At 65.1% G+C, this 20,547-nt stretch carries 18 protein-coding genes and 1 tRNA gene; 10 read left to right on the forward strand and 9 right to left on the reverse strand.

What is annotated here, in order from left to right; all coding sequences use genetic code 11:
- Window positions 1–250 precede the first annotated feature (250 nt).
- The 3 genes from CT676_RS19385 to CT676_RS19400 all read right to left on the reverse strand — a co-directional run bounded on the left by CT676_RS19385 (window position 251) and on the right by CT676_RS19400 (window position 3,105).
- The gene (locus tag CT676_RS19385) at window positions 251–592 is read right to left on the reverse strand and encodes a hypothetical protein (RefSeq protein WP_063985480.1); all 342 of its coding nucleotides are present in this window, start codon (window positions 590–592) and stop codon (window positions 251–253) included.
- A 389-nt stretch (window positions 593–981) separates the two neighbouring features.
- Window positions 982–1,881, reverse strand: coding sequence for an RNA polymerase sigma factor RpoH (gene rpoH / locus CT676_RS19395; protein WP_014492123.1), 900 nt, complete (start codon window positions 1,879–1,881; stop codon window positions 982–984).
- A gap of 216 nt (window positions 1,882–2,097) precedes the next feature.
- Entirely contained in the window at window positions 2,098–3,105 is a 1,008-nt protein-coding gene (locus CT676_RS19400; RefSeq protein ID WP_063985479.1) for an RluA family pseudouridine synthase, read from the reverse strand.
- Here CT676_RS19400 and CT676_RS19405 point away from each other — a divergent pair.
- The 4 genes from CT676_RS19405 to CT676_RS19420 all read left to right on the forward strand — a co-directional run bounded on the left by CT676_RS19405 (window position 3,104) and on the right by CT676_RS19420 (window position 4,949).
- On the forward strand, window positions 3,104–3,448 hold the full coding sequence (locus tag CT676_RS19405) for a hypothetical protein (protein WP_063985478.1): 345 nt from the start codon (window positions 3,104–3,106) through the stop codon (window positions 3,446–3,448). The two genes, CT676_RS19400 and CT676_RS19405, sit on opposite strands and share 2 nt — an antisense overlap.
- Before the next feature lie 98 nt (window positions 3,449–3,546).
- Window positions 3,547–4,137 (forward strand): DUF2846 domain-containing protein, encoded by a 591-nt coding sequence (locus CT676_RS19410; RefSeq protein WP_085400470.1) that lies wholly within the window; start codon window positions 3,547–3,549, stop codon window positions 4,135–4,137.
- A 141-nt stretch (window positions 4,138–4,278) separates the two neighbouring features.
- A tRNA-Glu gene (locus tag CT676_RS19415) sits at window positions 4,279–4,353 on the forward strand.
- Between the two features lie 62 nt (window positions 4,354–4,415).
- Window positions 4,416–4,949: a 2'-5' RNA ligase family protein gene (locus CT676_RS19420; RefSeq protein WP_085400472.1), complete on the forward strand. Its 534-nt coding sequence runs from the start codon at window positions 4,416–4,418 to the stop codon at window positions 4,947–4,949.
- A gap of 80 nt (window positions 4,950–5,029) precedes the next feature.
- Here CT676_RS19420 and CT676_RS19425 read toward each other — a convergent pair whose 3' ends face one another.
- A complete protein-coding gene (locus CT676_RS19425) occupies window positions 5,030–6,025 on the reverse strand; it encodes a tetratricopeptide repeat protein (protein ID WP_167768096.1) in 996 nt (331 codons plus the stop codon).
- A 284-nt stretch (window positions 6,026–6,309) separates the two neighbouring features.
- Between CT676_RS19425 and CT676_RS19430 the strand changes: the two genes are divergently transcribed.
- Window positions 6,310–7,800 (forward strand): amidohydrolase family protein, encoded by a 1,491-nt coding sequence (locus CT676_RS19430; protein WP_244623205.1) that lies wholly within the window; start codon window positions 6,310–6,312, stop codon window positions 7,798–7,800.
- Between the two features lie 4 nt (window positions 7,801–7,804).
- On the forward strand, window positions 7,805–8,734 hold the full coding sequence (locus CT676_RS19435; RefSeq protein ID WP_085400477.1) for a GTP-binding protein: 930 nt from the start codon (window positions 7,805–7,807) through the stop codon (window positions 8,732–8,734).
- Between the two features lie 34 nt (window positions 8,735–8,768).
- On the opposite strand, the gene CT676_RS19440 is transcribed toward CT676_RS19435, so the two are convergent.
- Window positions 8,769–9,146 carry a tautomerase family protein gene (locus tag CT676_RS19440; protein WP_085400479.1) on the reverse strand — a complete coding sequence of 126 codons (378 nt, stop codon included), beginning with the start codon at window positions 9,144–9,146 and terminating at the stop codon, window positions 8,769–8,771.
- A 171-nt stretch (window positions 9,147–9,317) separates the two neighbouring features.
- Here CT676_RS19440 and CT676_RS19445 point away from each other — a divergent pair, with 171 nt between their 5' ends.
- The gene (locus tag CT676_RS19445) at window positions 9,318–9,917 is read left to right on the forward strand and encodes a TetR/AcrR family transcriptional regulator (protein WP_063985470.1); all 600 of its coding nucleotides are present in this window, start codon (window positions 9,318–9,320) and stop codon (window positions 9,915–9,917) included.
- 142 nt (window positions 9,918–10,059) lie between these two features.
- Here the strand turns inward: CT676_RS19445 and CT676_RS19450 are convergent, their stop codons facing one another.
- Both CT676_RS19450 and CT676_RS19455 read right to left on the reverse strand, forming a co-directional pair.
- Entirely contained in the window at window positions 10,060–10,533 is a 474-nt protein-coding gene (locus CT676_RS19450) for a hypothetical protein (protein WP_135215193.1), read from the reverse strand.
- An 11-nt stretch (window positions 10,534–10,544) separates the two neighbouring features.
- Window positions 10,545–10,895, reverse strand: coding sequence for a hypothetical protein (locus CT676_RS19455; protein WP_244623207.1), 351 nt, complete (start codon window positions 10,893–10,895; stop codon window positions 10,545–10,547).
- Between the two features lie 447 nt (window positions 10,896–11,342).
- Here CT676_RS19455 and CT676_RS19460 point away from each other — a divergent pair, with 447 nt between their 5' ends.
- From CT676_RS19460 to CT676_RS19470, 3 genes are all read left to right on the forward strand, one after another.
- The gene (locus tag CT676_RS19460; protein ID WP_085400483.1) at window positions 11,343–13,025 is read left to right on the forward strand and encodes a cache domain-containing protein; all 1,683 of its coding nucleotides are present in this window, start codon (window positions 11,343–11,345) and stop codon (window positions 13,023–13,025) included.
- 194 nt (window positions 13,026–13,219) lie between these two features.
- Window positions 13,220–16,522 (forward strand): carboxyl transferase domain-containing protein, encoded by a 3,303-nt coding sequence (locus CT676_RS19465; RefSeq protein WP_085400485.1) that lies wholly within the window; start codon window positions 13,220–13,222, stop codon window positions 16,520–16,522.
- 95 nt (window positions 16,523–16,617) lie between these two features.
- Window positions 16,618–18,474, forward strand: a complete 1,857-nt coding sequence (locus CT676_RS19470) for a sigma-54-dependent Fis family transcriptional regulator (RefSeq protein WP_085400487.1) — start codon at window positions 16,618–16,620, stop codon at window positions 18,472–18,474.
- 195 nt (window positions 18,475–18,669) lie between these two features.
- On the opposite strand, the gene CT676_RS19475 is transcribed toward CT676_RS19470, so the two are convergent.
- Window positions 18,670–19,224, reverse strand: a complete 555-nt coding sequence (locus tag CT676_RS19475) for a flavin reductase family protein (protein ID WP_094183977.1) — start codon at window positions 19,222–19,224, stop codon at window positions 18,670–18,672.
- A 56-nt stretch (window positions 19,225–19,280) separates the two neighbouring features.
- Window positions 19,281–20,378 carry an LLM class flavin-dependent oxidoreductase gene (locus tag CT676_RS19480; protein WP_063985464.1) on the reverse strand — a complete coding sequence of 366 codons (1,098 nt, stop codon included), beginning with the start codon at window positions 20,376–20,378 and terminating at the stop codon, window positions 19,281–19,283.
- Between the last annotated feature and the right edge of the window lie 169 nt (window positions 20,379–20,547).

Here is a 20,547-nt window from a genome sequence, read left to right on the forward strand (position 1 = left end):
CAGCCAGATGCAATGAATGGAGAACAGCGCGCGAAGCGGCGTTCAGCTTATGACCGATTGCCGATCAAAGAGTTCGGCGGTCAGAACGTATCGATCTACTTTTCATGCCGCCTCCCTTGGTTGCGCTGAACAACAAAGGCGCGATAGCGCGCCGGGCGGCAGCACATACATCAGCAATCGTCCTGCGGCAAGCGTGATCGACAAGGACGATTGAGCGGGAAGCATTCATGACGCGCTCCGGAATGACGAGCTAAACCGGCTGCGCCATCCAGCCGAACAGCCGTCGCATCAATCCCGGCCGCCGTGGCAATTCCGGCGGGCCGTCCGACGCCAGCACGCGTTTGAAGAAGTAGTCCAGGAACACCATGTCGTTCGGCTCGGTGACGGTGAATTGTTCGTCGCCGAAGAACACGCTGTAATTATAGAAGAACGGGCCCATGAGCGGGATCGTCGCGGTCGAGGCATAGTCCTTGGAGATGACGAACTCTGCGGGATCGAGCCCGTGCTCGCGCATCGCCTGCTCGACCAGCGGCAGCTTGCGCATGAACTGGGCGGAGAAGCCGCCGACGGTGGATTGCAGGATGATCGACACGGTTGGTGTCCGTTCAGTTGAGGCCGCCGGCCCGATCATTCTGGGTCGGTCGACCGGACGCGCGGGTTCAAGGCAAGCCCGGTTCTACGTCGGCCAGGGGAAGGAGACTGTGACGGCGGTCTCACTTGGCAGGACCTTCCGCCACAACCACCGCTGTCATCGCCCGGTTCAACCGGGCGATCCAGTATTCCAAGGGCCTGCGTTCGAGATCTCGCTGCCGGTACCGGTTCAAGCCGGGGCATGACAGCGAGTGCGGCGCGCTTCGCATCGCGCAGAGAAAGCACGGCGGATCACTCAAACAGAGCATCGCCACAAACAAAAAAGCCGGCGTTGCCGCCGGCTTTCTGTCTCTTGTCGATCCGCCAATATCTACCGCGAGAAGAGCCCGCTTAATGCGCGGCTTCCAGCGCGGCCTGTTCCGCCCGTGCGATCGTGCCCTTGACCGCGGCCTGCACCTTTTCGAAGGCGCGGACTTCGATCTGGCGGACGCGCTCGCGCGACACGCCGAACTCGGCGGCAAGGTCTTCCAGCGTCATCGGCTCATCGGCGAGGCGGCGCGCCTCGAAGATGCGGCGTTCGCGCGGGTTGAGCACGCCCATGGCGCCGTTCAGCGCGTCACGGCGTTCGTCATACTCCTCGTGCTCGGCCAGCATGGCTTCCTGGTTGGGCGTGTTGTCGACCAGCCAGTCCTGCCATTCGCCGGCTTCGCCGTCATCGCGGATCGGAGCGTTGAGCGACGCGTCACCACCGAGGCGACGGTTCATGTCGATCACGTCCTGATCGGTGACGCCGAGGCGCTTGGCAATGATCTTCACCTGGTCGGGGCGGAGATCGCCCTCGTCCAGCGCGTTGATCTTGCTCTTCGCCTTGCGCAGGTTGAAGAACAGCTTCTTCTGGTTCGCGGTGGTGCCCATCTTCACGAGCGACCAGGAACGCAGGATGTACTCTTGAATCGACGCCTTGATCCACCACATCGCGTAGGTGGCGAGACGGAACCCCTTTTCGGGTTCGAAACGCTTCACCGCTTGCATGAGGCCGACATTGCCTTCCGAGACGACCTCGGAGATCGGCAGGCCGTAGCCGCGATAGCCCATGGCGATCTTGGCCACGAGGCGGAGATGGCTGGTGACGAGTTGGTGCGCCGCGTCGCGATCGTCATGCTCACGCCAACGCTTGGCGAGCATGTATTCCTGCTGGGGTTCCAGCATCGGGAACTTGCGGATCTCGGCGAGGTAGCGAGAAAGGCCGGATTCTCCATTGAGGACCGGCAAAGCAGCGGTACGGGCCATGATGAAGCCCTCCAAGGTTCAGGCCCCCGATAGCGGCGGGCCAGGCAGACGACCGCTGTGTTAAAGCCGGCCGTAGCTGCGATGTTCCGTTGGTCATTTCCAACGCAAGCGCAATATACCCCAAGGGGGGTCAAAAAGGGAAGGATTGCTGACGTCACGTCCCCGTGTGGCAGCTATAACTTTTTGTAATGTAACGCTTTTCCAAGGTGGCCTGCGTCATAGCGCCGCTTTCAGAGCGCCCTGAAGGAGAAGCAAATCCTTCGGCAGAGGCGCTTCCCAGTGGAGTAATTCTCCGGTTCTCGGGTGCTCCAATACCAGCAAATAGGCATGCAGGGCCTGCCGTCCAAGCGTGGCCAGAGTCGCCTGCGACTCCGGGCCGAGGTGGTTCGCCTTGGTCTTGAAGTGCGGGCCATAGACGGCGTCGCCCATCAGGGGATGGCCAATATGGGCGAGGTGGACGCGGATCTGGTGGGTGCGTCCGGTCTCGAGCTCGCAGGCGAGCAGGGAGGCGATCGGCTTGCCGTCACGCCCCGCAAAACTCTCCAGAAGCTCCCAATGCGTCACCGCCTCGCGGCCGCCCTGGCGCACCGCCATCTTCTCGCGCGCATACGGGTGGCGGTCGATCGGCGCATCGACGGTGCCGCGGTGGCGTCCCGGCAGCCCCCAGGCGAAGGCCATGTAGCCGCGGCGCATCGCGCCCGTCCGGCCGTGGTCGGCGAATTGCGCGGTGAGCGAGGCATGGGCGAGGTCGTTCTTGGCGACTACCATCAGCCCGGTCGTGTCCTTGTCGAGCCGGTGCACGATGCCGGGCCGGCGTACCCCGCCGATGCCGGAGAGCGAGCCGCCGCAATGGGCGATCAGCGCGTTGACCAGCGTGCCGGTCTCGTGCCCGGCCGCGGGGTGCACGACGAGGCCCTTCGGCTTGTTGAGGACGACGATGTCGTCGTCCTCGAACACGATATCGAGGGCGATATCCTCACCCTTGGGCTCCGGCGGGGCCGCCTCCGGCACGTCGATTGTGATCGTATCGCCGGATGTGACGTGATAAGCGGGGTCGCGGATCGCGGCGTCCTTGAGGCTCACCGCGCCCGCCAAAATCAGGGCTTTCAGCCTCGATCGCGACAGGTCGGTGAGGTGCGCCGCCAGCACGCGGTCAAGCCGAGCCGAGCCCTCGTCGCCGGCGACGACAACTTCCAACCTTTGCGCAGAGCCTGAGCTATCCATGACGACGTCTGATACCGCTGTTCCCGAACCGAGCCCCGAGCAGGCCGCGCTGTTCGCGCGGGTGCGGCGGATGATGCTGATCGCGGGGTTGACCACGGCGCTGGCAATCTGCGCCGTCCTGATCGCGGTGGGCTACCGCCTTTTCAAGTCGGAGGGAAGGGCGTCCGAAATGGCCGGCGACGTCACCGCCGCCCTGCCCAAGGGCGCCAGGATCGTCTCGACCGGGGTCGCCGGCGACCGCCTCGTGGTCACGCTGGACGTTGGCGGGGTCATCGAGATCCGCACTTTCGACGCCCACACCCTGAAGCCGGCCGGAAAGCTGAAATTTGCCAATGAGCCGTAGGGCTGGCCGCGGCTGTTGATCGTTCTCCGGTCCAGTTTGTCTTGCCGCGCAACTTCTGATTTAGCTCTCGGGCTTGGGAAGTTGGGCTGGGACTGGGAATGGGACGTATCAAGTCGCGCGTCGTCGCAATTGCACTCGTTGTCGGGTCGTACGGATGCGCTGGATTTGCGGCGCTCGCAGAGCCGGCCAAGCAGCCCACAGCGCCAGCCAGGCAGGCTGGACTTGCCGCGCCGGCCAAACAACCCGCGGCGCAGGCCAAGCCAACGGGCTCGCGGAACGCACGGCTCTATTTCTTGCGCGAGAAGGGCATTTTCGGCGCGATGGGCGGAATGGCGGCCTCGTCGGAAATCCTGATCGACGGCAAGTCCGTCGGTAAGGTCGACATGGGGACGTTCTTCTTCGTCGACCGGCCGCCGGGCGTCCACAAGATCGCTTCCCACATGAAGATGTCGATGACGGACTATGAGGTCGAGGTCCCCGTCGAGGCCGGCAAGACGTATTATTTCGGCGTCGGGACGCAGCGGACAGGCGCCATCGGCCAGGACCTGCTCAACCAGGCCGTCGCCGGCAGCAGCGGCCAGCAGATCCGCTCCTCATCGCCGTTCAAATCCGCCTTTGCGGGCGCGGGCCTGTTCCGCCTTGAGCCGGCCGCGGGCGCTGCGGCGATCGAGAAACTGAAGCAGCCGTGAGTGTTCCCGGCGGTTTCGTAGGGCGCGCGGCGGCCCGCCGCGCAATTAAGCCTAAGCCGCATTGACCGTGCATATCCGGGGTTCTCGCCCCCGATCGAGGCTTGCCGCCGACAAAATTCGCGGCTATGTCCTGTCCCTCACGCTCCCTTCGTCTAGCGGTTAGGACGCGGCCCTCTCAAGGCTGAAACAGGGGTTCGATTCCCCTAGGGAGCGCCATTGCCTTGAAGCTACCTTCCCTTGATCTCGATTTGATTGTTCCCCCCGCTGGGTGAGCGCTTGTGGCATTGGCGATCAACGTTCGAGCCGATAACAATTCAGCAAGTGAGATCGAGCGGCTGTGGGATCAGGTCGTAGCGTTCGAAGTCGAGCCCTCGATGCGCGCCCTTGGCTATCGGCCACATTTTACATTTGCGATCTACGACTCGCCTGCGATCGACGAAAAGATAGCATGGGCCGCCATGCTGGCGGCCGTTGCTGGCGAAGCGCAATTTCGCATCGAGTTCAAACGGATTCGTTGGTTCGCAGGCTCGCCTCTCGTTCTCTGGGCGGAGCCGAGCTCCAATGAGGCGCTAACCCGCATCCACAGCTCGGTCAGCGCCGCAATCGACCCGGCGCATTGCCGCCCTCATTACCGGCCCGGGGCATGGACGCCGCATTGTACGCTCGGCTTGCGCATCGCCGATGAGCGGCGTGATGACGCGATTGCTTTTGCGCGATCGTTTGATCGAAGCATGGAAGTGCTGTTCGACGTGGCAGATTGCGTTACCTTTCCGCCGGTTCAGGTAATCGCTGAGCAGCGATTGCCCCCGTAGTCGATGGCACGGCCACGGCGGGCAAGGTCGGTAGCTTCGACGCCAAGTCGCTAGCAAACATGTTGCAGGCGAAGGCGCGATCACTGCGCCTGCAATCGCTTCAGGTCGGCAATGGCGGCACGATACTCTCGAAACGAGGTCGGGCATCCGTCTCGCGCGGCTGCAAACTCGTTCCGGGCCGCCACTGTATCTTTGCTCTTGAGCTGAGCGATCCCAGCGTAATAGTGTGCCTCGCAAGTTTGATCTGAATTCCTGGCCGAAGCCAGGGCTGCGGCGGGCGTGATCCGGCCGACAAGCAATTCGCCGACGGTTCTCGGCCAATCCCTGAGCTGGCCCTTGTCGAGTGCAGCGGACAGCGCGATGCCGGCATCGGCAGATCGTCCCTGCATCCGCGCCACCGATCCCCAAATCACGCCGTAGCCATCGGGATCGGAAAACCGCGCCTCCCGGTCGTAGTCCGAAGCGGCATCCCTGAAATCGCCTCTCCGATAGTACGCATCTCCCCGGGCCTCGTAGTAGTCAGTCGCGACGCGATCGGCCTCCGGACGACTCACCTCCTGGTCTTTGGCAAAGGTGGTGTTCTTGTCGGGTCCAAGCCTGATGGCATCGGTGAAATCCCGGATCGCCTCGTCCAGCCTGTCCTCGGACATATAAATCTGCCCGCGAATGAACCGGCTTGCGGCACCTGAGGGATCAAGATTGATGGCCTCGGTGAGCGAAGCGATTGCGCGTGTGGTGTCGCCCTTTTTGGCCAAGGTCAGTCCCAGCTCGTGATGAGCGTAGTTGTTCTTCGGGTTGAGCCTGACCGCCTCGGTGAAGTCGGCTTCAGCCGCATCCATGTTGCCGAGTGCAAAATTTCCGAAGCCATGCTTGAGCAATGCCATGGATCTTGCACCGGGAGGTAGTCTGGCGTCCTGGGAGAGGCTGCTGCACGCTGCCATCATGCGCGGGACATCGGTGCTGTCCTGACAATCGTTCAGGTCTTGTGGGGTGGCCGCAAACGCGCTTGCCGCCGAGACGACGATGGAGATGATCAAAGCTGCCCTGCAGCTGATGCGCAGGCCCTGATTTGACATTGCAGACATTTCGCTCCCTTGCACGACACACTTGGCCGATGATCCCGACGCAGGCAACGCGACCTGCCGCGACGACAACCTTATAGAGATCTTTTCCATCATTCTACCGGAGGTTTGTTGGGCCGTTGCCCTTCGGGCAAGGCACGCCGCGAGGTCGCGAGCGCATGCAGCATCGGCATCAGTGCCGGTAGTCGTTCTCCCCAAAATCTGCACTATGCGCTCCGCGCCTCCGGAGCTTCTGCAGGGCTTTCGGAGGTTCTGGCAATAGCATGCGGAGTGACGACATGAGCGGTTTGGTGATCTCTGGCGGCCGGGTGGTGGATCCCGCGAGCGGAATGGACGCCATCGGTGATGTAGCGGTGATGGACGGCAAGATCGCCGGCGTCGGCACGGGCCTCGGCGGCGCCGAGCGGGTGATCGACGCGACGGGGCTCGTGGTCGCGCCGGGCTTCATCGACCTGCACGCGCATGGCCAGTCGATCCCGGCCGACCGCATGCAGGCGTTCGACGGCGTGACGACGACGCTTGATCTCGAGGCCGGCGTGCTGCCGGTCGCCTCCTGGTATGAGCGCCAGGCGCGGAAGGGACGCGTGCTGAACTACGGCGCCGCCACCAACTGGGCCTTTGCGCGCATCGGCGCGATGACCGGCTCGAATGCGGAGAGCTCGCTGGAAGCGTTCGGCAACGCCATGCGCGATCGCCGCTGGATGGACAACGTCGCCAGCGATGCGGAGGTCGCCGGCATCCTCGAGCGTCTTTCGCGCGGCCTGAACGAGGGCGGCATCGGCATCGGCATCCTGAACGCCTATGCGCCGGGCGCCGGCGTGCAGGAGCTGACCGCGGTCTGCCAGCTCGCGGCCAGGCAGGACGTGCCGACCTTCACCCACGTCGCCTACATGTCGCGCGTCGACCCCGAAAGCGCCGCGGAAGCCTATATCCGCCTGATCGGCTATGCCGGCGCCACCGGCGCGCACATGCACATCTGCCATTTCAACTCGTCGAGCAAGACGGATATCGAACGCTGCCGCGTGCTGGTCGAAAAGGCGCAGGCGCAGGGCTTGCCCATCACGGTCGAAGCCTATCCCTACGGTACCGGCTCGACCGTGCTGGCCGCGGCCTTCTTCAGTGATCCCCAGTTCGTCGAGCGCAACGGCACCGGTTACGATTCAGTGCAGCGCGTGACCGACGGTCACCGCTTCCGCGATCGCGAGGAGCTGCTGAAGGCGCAAGCCGAAGAGCCGTCCTCGCTGGTGCTCTGGCACATCCTCGATACCGACAACAATGCGCATCATCGCGATCTGCTCGATATGTCGGTGCTGTATCCCGGCGGCGCGATCGCGTCCGATGCGATGCCGTGGACGACGTCGGACGGCAAGACCTACACCGGCGATGCCTGGCCGCTGCCGGATGACGCCACCTCGCATCCGCGCTCGGCCGGCTGCTTCACGAAGTTCATCCGCGAATGGGTGCGCGAGCGCAAGGCCGTGTCGCTGCTCGAAGGCGTGCGCAAATGCGCGCTGATCCCCGCAGAGATCCTTTCGCAAAGCACGCCCGCGATGCGGGCCAAGGGCCGCCTTGCCAAGGACGCCGATGCCGACATCGTCGTGTTCGACTACGAGAAGCTCTCGGACCGCGCGACCTTCACGGCGATGAACCGCCCCTCGGACGGCGTGCGGCATCTGATCGTCAGCGGCCAGCCGCTGATCAGCGATGGCGTGCTGGACGTGGCGGCGCGGCCCGGCCGCCCCGTGCGTCGCCCCGTCGTCGAGGGCTGATCCCATGCCGGTCCCCATTCTCCTGGTGACGGGCTTTCTGGGGGCGGGCAAGACCACGGTCGTCAACCATCTGCTGGCGAACGCGGAGGGACGGCGTATCGCGGCAATCGTCAACGATTTCGGCGCGATCAACATCGACGCGGAGTTGATCGCGGGCGCGAGCGACGGCGTGGTCAGCCTCGCCAATGGCTGCATCTGCTGCTCGCTCGAAGGCGATCTCCTGCGCACGCTCTCGACGCTGCTTCGGCGCGATCCGAAGCCCGAATATATCGTCATCGAGACCAGCGGCGTCGCCGATCCCGCCGACATCGTCCGCAACCTGATGGACCCCGTGATCCTGCGCGAGGCGCCGCTGGAAACGGTGCTCTGCGTGATGGATGCGGCGACGCTACCTGCGGCCCTGGATGATGCGCTGATGCGGTCGCAGCTGCGCGCCGCCGATATCGTGGCGCTGAGCAAGCTCGATCTGGCGGACGAGAGCGCAGGCGCCCGCATGCGCGAAGCCATCCGCGCGCAGCGTGTCCCCGCCGTGGTGGTCGATGCCAGGCACGGCGAGATTCCGTCCGCGCTGTTGTTCCCCGCGGCTGTTGATCGCGCGCCCGCGCCGCGCGACCCTGGACCACGACGGCCGTCCGAGGAGCGCTTCGAGACGCTGAGCTGGACCTCGGATCAGCCGCTGTCGCTGCAGCGCCTGCAGCCGGCGATCGGCCGCCTGGCGCCAAAGCTTGCGCGCGCAAAAGGCCTGTTCGAGACCGTCGAGCAACCCGGGCGCCAGATGGTGTTTCAGTTCGCCGCCGGCCGCGCGACGCTCGCGACGGGCGGTGCACCGGCGGAAGGCGTGCCGCGATCGCGGATCGTCTTCATCACCGAGCTCGGTGTGCTCTCGAAGGCCGAGCTCGACGGGATCATGGCGGCGTGCGTTGCGGGTGGGTGAAGCAAGCGATCACGCCAGAAGCACGCCCCTCACTTCACGCGAATTGCGCGATGCCGTTTCCGACGGACCAGTTCTCCGCGGGGGCATCGAGCACGTTGACGAACACGTCCTCCGGCCGGATGCCCGGGTTTTCGCCGAGTAGGTCTGCGATCCGCCGGTACAGCACCATCTTCTGCTCCGCCGTGCGCGAAGCGAACACGGTGATCTGGATCAGCACGGCGTCGTCGCTGCGTTTGACGCCATAGGCATTGCCGCAGCGGAAGTTCGAGGCGTCATGCTCGCTGATGGTCATGAACTCGTCGCCCTCGGGCACGTTCAGTGCCTCGCGCATGGCGCGGTACAAACCATCGAGGATCGCCTGCCGATAGGCTTCCGGTTTGCCGGCGCGCATCGAGATGTGAAGGAGAGGCATGGGCGGGTCCCTTTTGGCATGCGAGCCCGATCGGCCAGGGCGCACGCAAGCGCCGGCCGTTGGGCCCATTGACGGAACGGGCTATCAATCCCAATTAGTTTTTGACACGATGTCGAGAAAACACGTTATTGACATCGTGTCAAATATTTTTGCCGTACCGAGGAGCAGGATTTGAGGCCGCGCGAATTCGACCACGACGACGTCCTGCGTATCGCGTTCGACCAGTTCTGGCGCAAGGGCGTGCGCGGCACGTCGCTGTCGGACATCGCGCGCGATGCCGGTGTTCAGCGCGGCAGCCTCTACAATGCCTTCGGCAGCAAGGAGGCGCTGTTCCTCCAGGCCTATGAGCGTTATGCGGGCGATTATCTCCTCGCCCTGCAAAAGGCGCTCGGCGCGGGCTCACTGCGAAAACGCCTTACCGCGTTCTTCGACCTGACCATCACCAACTTCCGCTCGGGCTCGCCGCCGCGGGGATGTCCGACCACGCGCGGATTGATGGAGCTCGGCGCGGCCGAAGGGGAGGGCTTGGATGAAGACGCGCGTCAGGCCTTTGCGGGCCTCATCTCGCGCATCACCATGCTGGTTCAAGAGACGTTGGCGGCAGGCGCAGAGCGCGGCGAGTTCAATGGCAATCCCGCGGCCGCAGCGCTGCATATCATCACGGTGACGCGCGGCCTTGGCGTGCTCGAACGTGCCTTCGGCGACGAGCCGCAGCTGCGCAAGATCGCGGCTCACACCATCGATCTCGTGCTTGGCAAGAAGGGCGGTTAGGCCAGGCCGCAAAACGACGACCCCAGCGGTGGTGATCCCTGGGGCCGTCTGGAGGTTTTATGGAGGGCATCGAACACTGCGTCTCCATGGCGATGTTGATAGCGCAAGGTCGCTTGAGATGCGACTAGAACCCATCAAAGCGTCAGCACAAGGCAAGCGCGTTGACGGCCCGCGTCGTCGCGATCTCGTTCTCGTTCCCGACGTACTGGCAAACGATGGATTCGAGTTCGCCCGGCTGGTTGCGGCGTGCGACCGCCAGCAGTCGCATCAATTCCGCCTCGTCCTGCGACAGGCGCCGGCACGAGGGCGGCATGAAGCACAGTTCGCACGGCCGGCCGCTGCGCAGGATCCTGACGAGCGCAGCAGCGCGCGCCACCAGCAGCGGACTGTCGGCGATGCCCGGCGCCTCGTCGGCGAAGCGATAGGCCGCTTCCCAGCAATCGGAGGCGCCGGTCGTATAGGCCGCTCCGATGAATCGGAACAGCGACAGCGCAACGCGGGAAAATTCATCGTAGCTCTCGACGCAGGGACGCGCCGCAAGCGCGGCCTGGAGCGGACAGAGCCGCGGCTGGCCGGCTGTTTCGACTGGCGCAGAACCGCACGTATCGTGGAGCATGAACGATCCCGTCAGTGCAGCGTGGGACTTCCGACCAGCCAGCTCTTCATTGCCATCGTCCGGTCATGGTCGAAAGACTGAACGTGTCGGTCGGGCAGGATGAGGCCGGCCATGCGGAAGATCGTTGCAAGCCCCCGCACGGGCGCGAGAGCCCAATCGGCACCGACCGGCGGCAACCAGCTCTCGAACTGCTCGCGCGCGACGTCGATGCGTTCCTGTTGTGCCGCGGCGATCGCCCGCAAGATTCCGTGCTCGCTGTCCGACATCTTCGGACAGGTCGGACAATGAACTTCGATGGCCGTATGCGCCGTGCACGCGAAGATCTCGATGATGGATTCTAGCGACGGCACGGCGTCGCCCACGCGAAAGTGGTCGTACACTTGCTGGATATCGGCCGCAGTCGGAACGGCGCTTCCGCTGCGTGCCTTGGCCCGAAATCCCCAGATGAAAAGCCGCTCCGCCGCGCACAGCGCAGGAAGGTCGAGGGACTTGTCATATGTCGATTGATGCATTGAGCCTCTGGCCTTCTGTGCAGCTCACGCCACAGCTGGCGCTGATGATCTGCGCCGATCGTTCCGCCAGAGCCGACCGCAAGTCAACGCTCGCAGCGGCGATATCGAGGTCTTCTAGATCTAAAGAGCCGGGATCCCGGATGCAGCCAAGCCTCGCCAGCCTGCCAAGTCGCACGCCGCGCGCCGGCTGCCTCCAACGCAATTTCGTGGGGATTTGGGGAACCCGAATGCTTAAAGCTTCGCTAAGGGGTGCGGGATAAACTGGCATATCAGCCCTTCCAATTCTTGCGAGCTCCGATGTTTTTCTCCCGCATCAGTTTCAAGCTAGTCCTGATTGTCGGCATCAGCCTCCTCGGCATGATCGCTCTGGCGCCGATCGCGCTCTCGACCCTGCGTGCGCAGATGATTGCCGACCGCCAGGCCAAGACGCAGCACATGGTCGATGTCGGCTACGGCATCCTGGCGCACTATCAGAAGCTCGAGAGCGAGGGGAAGTTGCCGCGCGAGCAGGCGCAGGCCGCCGCGATCACAACGATCAAGAGCCTGCGTTATGACAAGGTCGAGTATTTCTGGATCAACGACATGGCCCCCAAGATGGTCATGCACCCGATCAAGCCCGAGCTCGACGGCAAGGATCTCTCCGGCATGAAGGACCCCGCCGGCAACGCGCTGTTCATGGGCTTCGTTGACGTCGTCAACAAGCAGGGCGCCGGCTTCTACAGCTATCTCTGGCCGAAGCCGGGCTTCGAGCAGCCGGTCGGAAAAATCTCCTATGTGAAGGGCTTTGCGCCCTGGGGATGGATCATCGGCACCGGCATTTATCTCGACGACGTCGACGCCGTTTTCCGCCAGAACGCGACGACATTCGCCTACATTTGTCTGGCCGTCCTGGTCCTGGTGCTGGCCTGCTCCTTCGTGATCGGCCGCAGCGTGACCCGGCCGCTCGCGAAAATCACCGCGCTGACCGAGCGACTCGCCGCCGGCGACAGCGCGTTCGAGGTGCCCTACACCGGCCGCAGCGACGAGGTCGGCGGGCTCGCCAAGGCGCTTGCCGTGTTCAAGGACAATGCGTCGGCGGTGAGCCGCATGCATACCGAGCAGCAGGAGACGAAGCAGAGGGCCGACGACGAGAAACGCAAGACGATGGGCGATCTCGCCGGCAAGTTCGAGGCGAGCGTTCAGGCCGTCGTCCGCGACGTCTTCACCGAGGCGCGCGCGATGCAGCAGGCCGCGCAAGGCATGTCGGAGACCGCGAACAAGGCGACCGACCGCGCAAGCTTCGTCGCGACCGCCTGCCAGCAGGCGTCGAGCAATGTGCAGACGGTGGCGTCCGCCGCCGGGCAGCTGTCGTCCTCGATCACCGAGATCAGCCAGCGTGTCGCGCAGGCTGCAAGCGTGGCCGACAAGGCGGCCGCGGACGGTCAGCGCACCAACGACACCGTGCAGGGGCTGGCCGCCGCCGCGCACAAGATCGGCGAGGTCATCGACCTCATCAACCAGATCGCCTCGCAGACCAACCTGCTCGCGCTCAACGCCACCATCGAAGCGGCGCGCGCCGGCGAGGCCGGCAGGGGATTTGCCGTGGTCGCGAGCGAGGTGAAATCGCTGGCGAGCCAGACCGCGAAGGCGACCGACGAGATCGGCGCGCAGATCACCGCGATCCAGGCCGAGACCAACCAGGTCGTCGGCAACATCGAGAGCATCCGCAAGACCATCATGGAGGTCAACGAGATCTCCTCGTCGATCGCCGCCGCGGTCGAGGAGCAGGGCGCCGCGACGCAGGCGATCGCCCACAGTGTGCAGGAGGCGGCGTCCGGCACCGACCAGGTCTCGCAGAACATCTCCGGTGTCACCGACGCCACGGCGGAAACGGGCCAGGCCGCGGGCCTCGTGCTGCAATCGAGCGGCCGGCTGTCGCAGAAGCTGCAATCACTGGAGAACGAGGTCAGCACCTTCGTTGCGGGCGTGCGGGCCGCCTGACATCGCGCTCATACTATCTGCCGTGGCGCGGATTATGCGCCTCGTCGCCGCGCGCGCCGGCAACTGATATTCCGGCCCGCGGGACCGGCTATTGCGACGGGCGTTCTCGCCCTTGACGAGCGCGGTTAAAGTGAAGAAGCAGGATCATCGAACCTGCCGACCCGCGCCTCGGCCCGCGGGCATGGAGACGCCGCATGTCGTTCAAGAAACTCCTGATCGCCAACCGTGGCGAGATCGCCATCCGCATCGCGCGCGCGGCGGCCGATGCCGGCATCGCGACGGTCGCGATCCATCCGGCCGATGACGCGCTGTCGCTGCACGCGCGTGTTGCCGACGGGGCGGTCGAAATCCCCGGCCGCGGCGCACGGGCCTATCTCGATATCGAAGCGGCGGTGAAGGCGGCGAAGAGCGCCGGCTGCGACGCGGTGCATCCCGGTTATGGCTTCCTCAGCGAGAATGCCGCGTTCGCCAAGGCCTGCGCGGATGCGGGCATCGCCTTCGTCGGGCCGAAGCCGGCCGCGCTTGAACTGTTCGGCGACAAGGTCGCGGCGCGGCAACTGGCGAAGCGTTGCGGCGTGCCGATCATCGCCGGCACCAGCGGGCCCTCGTCGCTGGAGGAGATCACGGCATTCTTCGAATCCCTCGGCAAGGGCGCGGCGATCGTGATCAAGGCGATGGCCGGTGGCGGCGGCCGCGGCATGCGCGTCGTGGAGAATGCCGCCGATCTCGCGGAAGCCTATGCGCGCTGCCAATCCGAGGCCAAGGCGGCGTTCGGGTTCGACGGCGTCTATGCCGAGCGCCTGATCCGCCAGGCCCGCCACATCGAGGTGCAGATCATCGGCGATCGCCACGGCGCGATCTCCCATCTCTGGGAGCGCGAATGCACCATCCAGCGCAGGCACCAGAAGCTGATCGAGGTGGCGCCGAGCCCGTCGCTCAGTGACGCCTTGCGCGGCCGCATCATCGAAGCTGCGAAGCAGCTCGCGACCGCTGCGTCTTACGACAATCTCGGCACCTTCGAGTTCCTGGTCGACGGCACGGCCGAGGACAGCTTTGCCTTCATCGAGGCCAATCCGCGGCTTCAGGTCGAGCATACCGTGACGGAGGAAGTGCTCGGCCTCGACCTCGTCCGCGCCCAGCTCGCGGTCGCCGCCGGCGCAACATTGGCATCCCTTGATCTGGCACAGGGCGCCATCCCAAAGCCGCGTGGCTATGCCATGCAGCTCCGCGTCAACATGGAGACGCTGGACGAGCTGGGGGCGACGCATCCGACCGGCGGCGTGCTCGCCGTGTTCGAGCCGCCGTCGGGGCCCGGCGTCCGCGTCGATAGTTTTGGTTATGCCGGCTATAAAACCAGCGCGGCGTTCGACTCCCTGCTGGCCAAGGTCATCGTGCACACGCCGGGCGAAGCCTGGCACGACGTCGTGGCAAAAGCCTCGCGCGCCTTGCGCGAGTTCAGGATCGACGGCGTCGTGACCAACATCGCCTTCCTCCAAGCCGTGCTCGCACATCCCGATTTCAGGACTAACCGCATCGCGACCGATTTCATCGATCGCAACATCGCAAAGCTGGTCGAGGCGGCCGATGGCGCGGCAAAGCCGCTCTATTTTGCCGCGACCGAGCGAAGCGGCCATGGCGCGGAGACGCACGTCGCGCAGATCGTGCCCGAAGGCGCGGTGATGGTCGCTGCGCCCTTGCAGGGAACCATCGTCATCATCCAGGTGAAGGAAGGCGAGATCGTGCGCCCGGGCCAGCAGCTCGCCGTGATCGAATCCATGAAGATGGAGCATCTGGTCATGGCCGAGCAGGGCGGCCGCGTCATGAAGCTCGTCGCCGGCGATGGCGTGACCCTGATGCATGGCGAACCAATCATGTATCTGGAGCCGCTCGACGTCGCGGCCGATGCGTCGGCAGCGGAGGCCGATGTCGATCTCGACCACATCCGCCCTGATCTCGCCGAGATGATCGCGCGCCAGGCCAATACGCTCGATGCGAACCGGCCGGCCTCGGTCGAGCGCCGCCGCAACACCAACCAGCGCACAGCGCGCGAGAACGTCGCGCAGCTCGTCGACGACGGCTCGTTCATGGAATATGGCAGCCTTGCGATCGCAGCGCAGCGACGCCGCCGCAAGCTCGACGATCTCATCAAGAGCACACCGGCCGACGGCCTCGTGATGGGTGTTGCGACGGTGAATGCCGAGAAGTTCGGCGCCGAGGGCGGCCGCTGCATCGTCGTGGCCTACGACTACACCGTGCTCGCGGGCACGCAGGGCCACATGAACCACAAGAAGATCGACCGCATGCTGACGCTGGCGGAAGACTGGCGTGTGCCCTTGGTGTTTTACGCCGAAGGCGGCGGCGGCCGGCCCGGCGACACCGACCGACTCGGCATGACCGGCCTCGACGGCCCGTCCTTCGTGCAGTTCGCACGGCTCTCCGGCCTCGTGCCGGTTATCGGCGTGGTCTCCGGCTACTGCTTTGCCGGCAACGCCGCGATGCTCGGCTGCTGCGATGTCATCATCGCTACCAGGAACGCCTCGATCGGCATGGGCGGTCCGGCGATGATCGAAGGCGGCGGTCTCGGCGTCTATCATCCGGCCGAGGTCGGCCCTGTTACGTTCCAGTCGCCGAATGGCGTCATCGACATCCTGGTCGAGGACGAGGAGGAGGCGACGCGGGTGGCTCAAAAATACCTGTCCTACTTCCAGGGTGCGGTGACGGAGTGGCAAGCGGCCGACCAGCGCCTGCTTCGCCGCGCCATCCCGGAGAACCGCCTGCGGGTCTACGATATCCGCAGCGTCATCGATCTCGTCGCGGACAAGGATTCCGTGCTGGAGTTGCGCCGCGACTACGGCGTTGGCATGATCACCGCGCTGATCCGCATCGAGGGCAAGCCGTTCGGACTGATCGCCAACAATCCGCGCCATCTCGGCGGCGCGATCGATGCCGACGCCGGCGACAAGGCCGCGCGCTTCCTCCAGCTCTGCGACGCCTTCGATCTGCCGATCGTCTCGCTCTGCGATACGCCCGGCTTCATGGTCGGTCCGGAGGCCGAGAAGACCGCGATCGTGCGCCACGTCTCGCGCATGTTCGTCACCGGCGCGAGCCTTACCGTACCGCTGTTCGGCATCGTGCTGCGCAAGGGCTATGGTCTCGGCGCGCAGTCGATGATCGGCGGCGGCTTCCACGCCTCCTTCTTCACCGCGGCCTGGCCGACCGGCGAATTCGGCGGCATGGGCCTGGAGGGGTATGTCCGCCTCGGCTTCCGCAAGGAGATGGAGGCGATCGCCGACCCCGAGGAGCGCGAGACCTATTATCGGAACAAGGTCGCCGAGCTCTATGCCAACGGCAAGGCGGTCTCGATCGCCTCGGTGTTCGAGATCGACAACGTCATCGACCCCGCCGAGACGCGGCGCTGGATCATGGCGGGCGTGCGCTCGGTGCCGAGGCCGCCCGCGAGGACGAAGAAGAAGCGACCCTGCATCGATACGTGGTGAGCGCAGTGCAGCAATAGCTGCGTCCCGGTTCCCGATTGACATCCCCGCCTGTGCTGCCAGACTTTGCACAATAATGCAGGGTGGAGACGTCCGCGATGGCCAGCCTTTCGGCCTCGAACCATGTCGCCCGTGTCTTGTCCGTCGCCAATCACGTGGCCGACGTCGATGCCTCTTCGCGCATCGCCAATTCCTGGCGGCGCTGCCTGGTGAGCCACAAGCTCGACCCCGCCCGCCAGGGCCCGCCGCAGACGCTCACCGAAGCCGAGATTCGCCACGTCGCCGGGCCCATGGAGGAGACGATCAGGCTCGTGACCCCCGAGCTCGACGATCTCGCCCGCGTGCTGCGCGACGCCGGCTACTGCGTCAATCTCGCTGACGTGAACGCGACCATGCTGTTCAGCCGCCTGCCGGCCGAAGCCGACGCAAAGATGTTTCTGGACTGGAAGATCTACACCGGCTCGAATTTCGCCGAGACCTTCGAGGGCACCAACGGGCTCGGCACTGCGCTTGCCGAAGAGAAGCCCATCCTGGTGCATCGCGACGAGCATTTTCGCGCGCAGTGGCACATGTTCTCCTGCGCCGTGGCGCCACTGTTCGATCAGGCCGGCCGGCTCGCCGGTGCCGTGAACATCACCTCGTGCCGCGAGGATCTCGAACGCGCCGGGCATCAGCTCGCGCTCGCGGTGACGATGGAGGCGACGCGGCGGATGGAGGGCGCGATCTTCCGCGGCCATTTCCACAACGCCTGGATCGCCACCGTGCCGGGCGACGGCGGCAGCGGCCTGCTTGCCTATGACGACGATCGCCGCATCGTCGGCGCCTGCCGTTCGGCGCGCGCGCTGCTGGGCCTCACAGACGGCTTGATCGCATCGGGCATCGATCTGTCGCGCTATATCAAGTTCGATCATCACGCGGCGCGTGGTGCGGACGAGGTCGTCGAACTGCGCCGCGCCGACGGCAGCGCGCTCGGGCAGGGACATGTCGCGCCGCCGCTGCGGGCGAGGCCGTCCACTCAGCGTCGTGACGTTCCCGTCGATCGTTTCAATTCGCTGCATCGGCTCGCAGGTCGCGATCCCGGCCTGATCAAAAGCGTCAAACGGCTGAGAAGCATCGGCGACCACAATCTGCCGGTGCTGCTGCATGGCGAGACCGGCGTCGGCAAGGATGTGTTCGCGCGCGCCATTCACGCGGCGAGCAACCGCGCCCGCAACCATTATGTCGCGCTGAACTGTGCGGCGATGCCGGAGAGCCTGATCGACGCCGAGCTGTTCGGCTATGAGGCCGGCGCCTTCACCGGCGCGCGCCGCGACGGCTCGAAGGGTCTGATCGTGCAGGCCGACGGCGGCACGCTGTTTCTCGACGAGATCGGCGACATGCCGATCGCGCTGCAGACGCGCCTCTTGCGCGTGCTCGAAAACCGCGAGGTCTGGCCGCTCGGCGCGCTCAAGCCGGTGCCGGTCGACATCCGCCTGATCAGCGCGACCCATCGCGACCTCGGCCGCATGGCGGAGGAGGGCGCCTTCCGCGCCGATCTCTACTTCCGGCTGCGCGGCATGGACGTGCGACTGCCGGCGTTGCGCGAGCGCGCCGACAGAGACGATATCATCCGCCAGATCGCGCGCGAGGAGGCGCCGGATTGCCGCCTGTCGGACGAGGCCTGGGCGTTGCTCTCGGCCTATCCCTATCCCGGCAACATGCGCCAGCTGCGCCACGTGCTGCGGCTTGCCGGCTGCACCGCGGAGGACGGCGTCATCATGGATGCCGATCTCGATCTGCCTCCGTTCGGTGGGTGGACGGCAGAGCCCGATCTCGCAACGGCCGAGCGCGCGACGATCGTCGAGGCGCTACGCAAGCATGGCGGCCGCGTGACGGAAGCTGCCCGCGCGCTGAAGCTGAGCCGCGCCACCCTGTACCGCAAGATCAAGCAGTTGAAGATCGAGACGGCGCAGTAGCGTTCAGTCGCATGCGGCGTTCTTTCTTCCTCTCTCCCCTTGTGGGAGAGGGTGGATCGCCGCGTAGCGGCGAGACGGGTGAGGGGTCTGCCTCCGCGATTACTCCCTTTCGAGTTTGCGGAGACATACCCCTCATCCGGCGCTTCGCGCCACCTTCTCCCACAAGGGGAGAAGGGAAAACAGCAAGCGAGAAGCTTACGAAAAATCGCTCCAGCTCAGATGCCGCGAATCGAGGTCGCCGACTGAAACGGTGCCGCGGATTTCGTGAGGGACGTGGAAGCTGCTGCGCAGATACACCAGCGGCGCGGCCTCGTCGGAATGCGTGACGCCACGCACCTCGCCGACGAAGATCGAATGCGTCTTGGTCTCGAATTCCTGCGCCAGCACGCAGTCGAATGCGGCGACCGCATCCGTCAGCACCGGTGCGCCGGTCACCCCGCGCGTCCATTGCCCGAACGCAAATCGGTCGTCGCCGTTGACGCCCTTCTGGCCGCTGAAGGTGAGCGCGAGCACGGCGTGGTCCTCGTGCAAGAAGTTGATCGCGAAGGCGCCTTCCTCGCGGATTCGCGCATGTGCGCTGGCGTTACGGTTGACGCAGACGATCAGGGACGGCGGATTGTCCGATAGCGAGCAGGCTGATGTCACAGTCAGCCCGGTGCGCTTGCCGTGCTCGGCGCCAACCGTGACCAGCGCAACCGCGCCGGCGCATTGGCGCATTGCCAGTTTGAAATCCTTTGCGTCGACGCTCACGCCGAAATCTCCGAAACGGGGCGGGTGCGACACGATTGCGCCGCACCCGCCGCGCGTCAAGCGGCCTTCTTCGCGGAGCCGAGATGCTTCAGGCGCGGCATCACCTCTTTGCTGAGCAGCGAGAGCGAATGGCGCCAGGCCTCCGGCTTGTGCTTGTAGTCGAAGCCGAACACCAATAGCACGCCGAAGCCGCCGACCTCGTCGTAGATCTTCTCGATCTTCTCGGCGACGGTTGCGGGTGAGCCGACGATCCAGTTCCGCTTGGCGCAATATTCGACGGTGACGTCGCTGTCGGGCACGTCGGGCGCGTGCTTCAGATAGTCCTTGAAGCCGAAATGGCCGAGCAGGGGCAGGAAGTACTCGCCCATCATCCGGCCCATCATGTCACCGGTCGAGAGCTTCCACGCCTCTTCGTCGGTGTCGGCGACGAACACCTCGCGTACGAGGCGCCAGTCCGCCCGGTTCGGCTTGCGTCCGGTCTTGGCGGCGCCGATCTCGACCGAGTCCCAATGGCTGCCGACATAGGCAGGGTTGAGGTTGAGGCTCATTGGAATGAAGCCGCGCTCGCCGGCGAGCTTCAGCGTGTCCGAGTTCTTAGAGAGCCCGGCAACGCCGATCGGCGGATGCGGGGCCTGGAGCGGCTTGATGTGGGGCTTGAGGAAGTCGAACATCGTGTCCGGCTTGGTCACCGTCCAGAACTTGCCCTTGTAGGTGAAGGGCGCGGGATCGGACCACAGCTTCAGGATGATCTCCAGCGCCTCGCGGGTCATGTCGCGGTTCTGTCCGCTCATGCCGTCGACGTTGAACATCGCCCAGTCGCTCGGCAGGCCGCTAGCGGCGACGCCGAAATTGAGTCGACCCTCGGAGAGATGGTCGAGCATTGCGACGCGGTTGGCGAGCTCGGCCGGATGGTGATAGGGCAGCAGGAAGCCGCCCGGCCCGATGCGGATATTCTTGGTCTGCATCAGCGCCTGCGCGATCAGGAGGTCCGGCGTGGGATTGGGTTCCCAGGGCGCGGTGTGGTGCTCGCCGACCCAGGCCTCCTGATAGCCGAGCTCATCGAGCCAGCGCATGACTTGCAGGTCCCAGTCGTTTCCTTCCTTCAAGCCGCACTCCGGCGGGTGCGAAGGCATCGTGAAATAGCCGATCTCCATGGGTTTCCTCATCTGATGTTGACGCGTCTTGTTGCGCGTTCCCGGACTTGAACAGGACAGCTTTAGCAAGCGGTGTGCCACCGCATCGCAAGCGGTGTGCCAGCGCGGCGAGCGCCTCAGACCCGCGAAAAATCGCTGGTTTGAGGCGGCAATAGCCGATATCCCGGGG

The sequence above is a fragment of the Bradyrhizobium sp. MOS001 genome, from assembly GCF_004634465.1.
Classification (GTDB): Bacteria; Pseudomonadota; Alphaproteobacteria; order Rhizobiales; family Xanthobacteraceae; genus Bradyrhizobium; species Bradyrhizobium barranii.

Excerpts from the sequence above, each read along its gene's own strand:
- rpoH (WP_014492123.1), bottom strand. The coding sequence starts at position 1,881 with ATGGCCCGTACCGCTGCTTTGCCGGTCCTCAATGGAGAATCCGGCCTT.
- CT676_RS19405 (WP_063985478.1), top strand. The coding sequence starts at position 3,104 with ATGACGACGTCTGATACCGCTGTTCCCGAACCGAGCCCCGAGCAGGCC.
- CT676_RS19400 (WP_063985479.1), bottom strand. The coding sequence starts at position 3,105 with ATGGATAGCTCAGGCTCTGCGCAAAGGTTGGAAGTTGTCGTCGCCGGC.
- CT676_RS19410 (WP_085400470.1), top strand. The coding sequence starts at position 3,547 with ATGGGACGTATCAAGTCGCGCGTCGTCGCAATTGCACTCGTTGTCGGG.
- CT676_RS19425 (WP_167768096.1), bottom strand. The coding sequence starts at position 6,025 with ATGTCAAATCAGGGCCTGCGCATCAGCTGCAGGGCAGCTTTGATCATC.
- CT676_RS19430 (WP_244623205.1), top strand. The coding sequence starts at position 6,310 with ATGAGCGGTTTGGTGATCTCTGGCGGCCGGGTGGTGGATCCCGCGAGC.
- CT676_RS19435 (WP_085400477.1), top strand. The coding sequence starts at position 7,805 with ATGCCGGTCCCCATTCTCCTGGTGACGGGCTTTCTGGGGGCGGGCAAG.
- CT676_RS19440 (WP_085400479.1), bottom strand. The coding sequence starts at position 9,146 with ATGCCTCTCCTTCACATCTCGATGCGCGCCGGCAAACCGGAAGCCTAT.
- CT676_RS19450 (WP_135215193.1), bottom strand. The coding sequence starts at position 10,533 with ATGCTCCACGATACGTGCGGTTCTGCGCCAGTCGAAACAGCCGGCCAG.
- CT676_RS19460 (WP_085400483.1), top strand. The coding sequence starts at position 11,343 with ATGTTTTTCTCCCGCATCAGTTTCAAGCTAGTCCTGATTGTCGGCATC.
- CT676_RS19465 (WP_085400485.1), top strand. The coding sequence starts at position 13,220 with ATGTCGTTCAAGAAACTCCTGATCGCCAACCGTGGCGAGATCGCCATC.
- CT676_RS19470 (WP_085400487.1), top strand. The coding sequence starts at position 16,618 with ATGGCCAGCCTTTCGGCCTCGAACCATGTCGCCCGTGTCTTGTCCGTC.
- CT676_RS19480 (WP_063985464.1), bottom strand. The coding sequence starts at position 20,378 with ATGGAGATCGGCTATTTCACGATGCCTTCGCACCCGCCGGAGTGCGGC.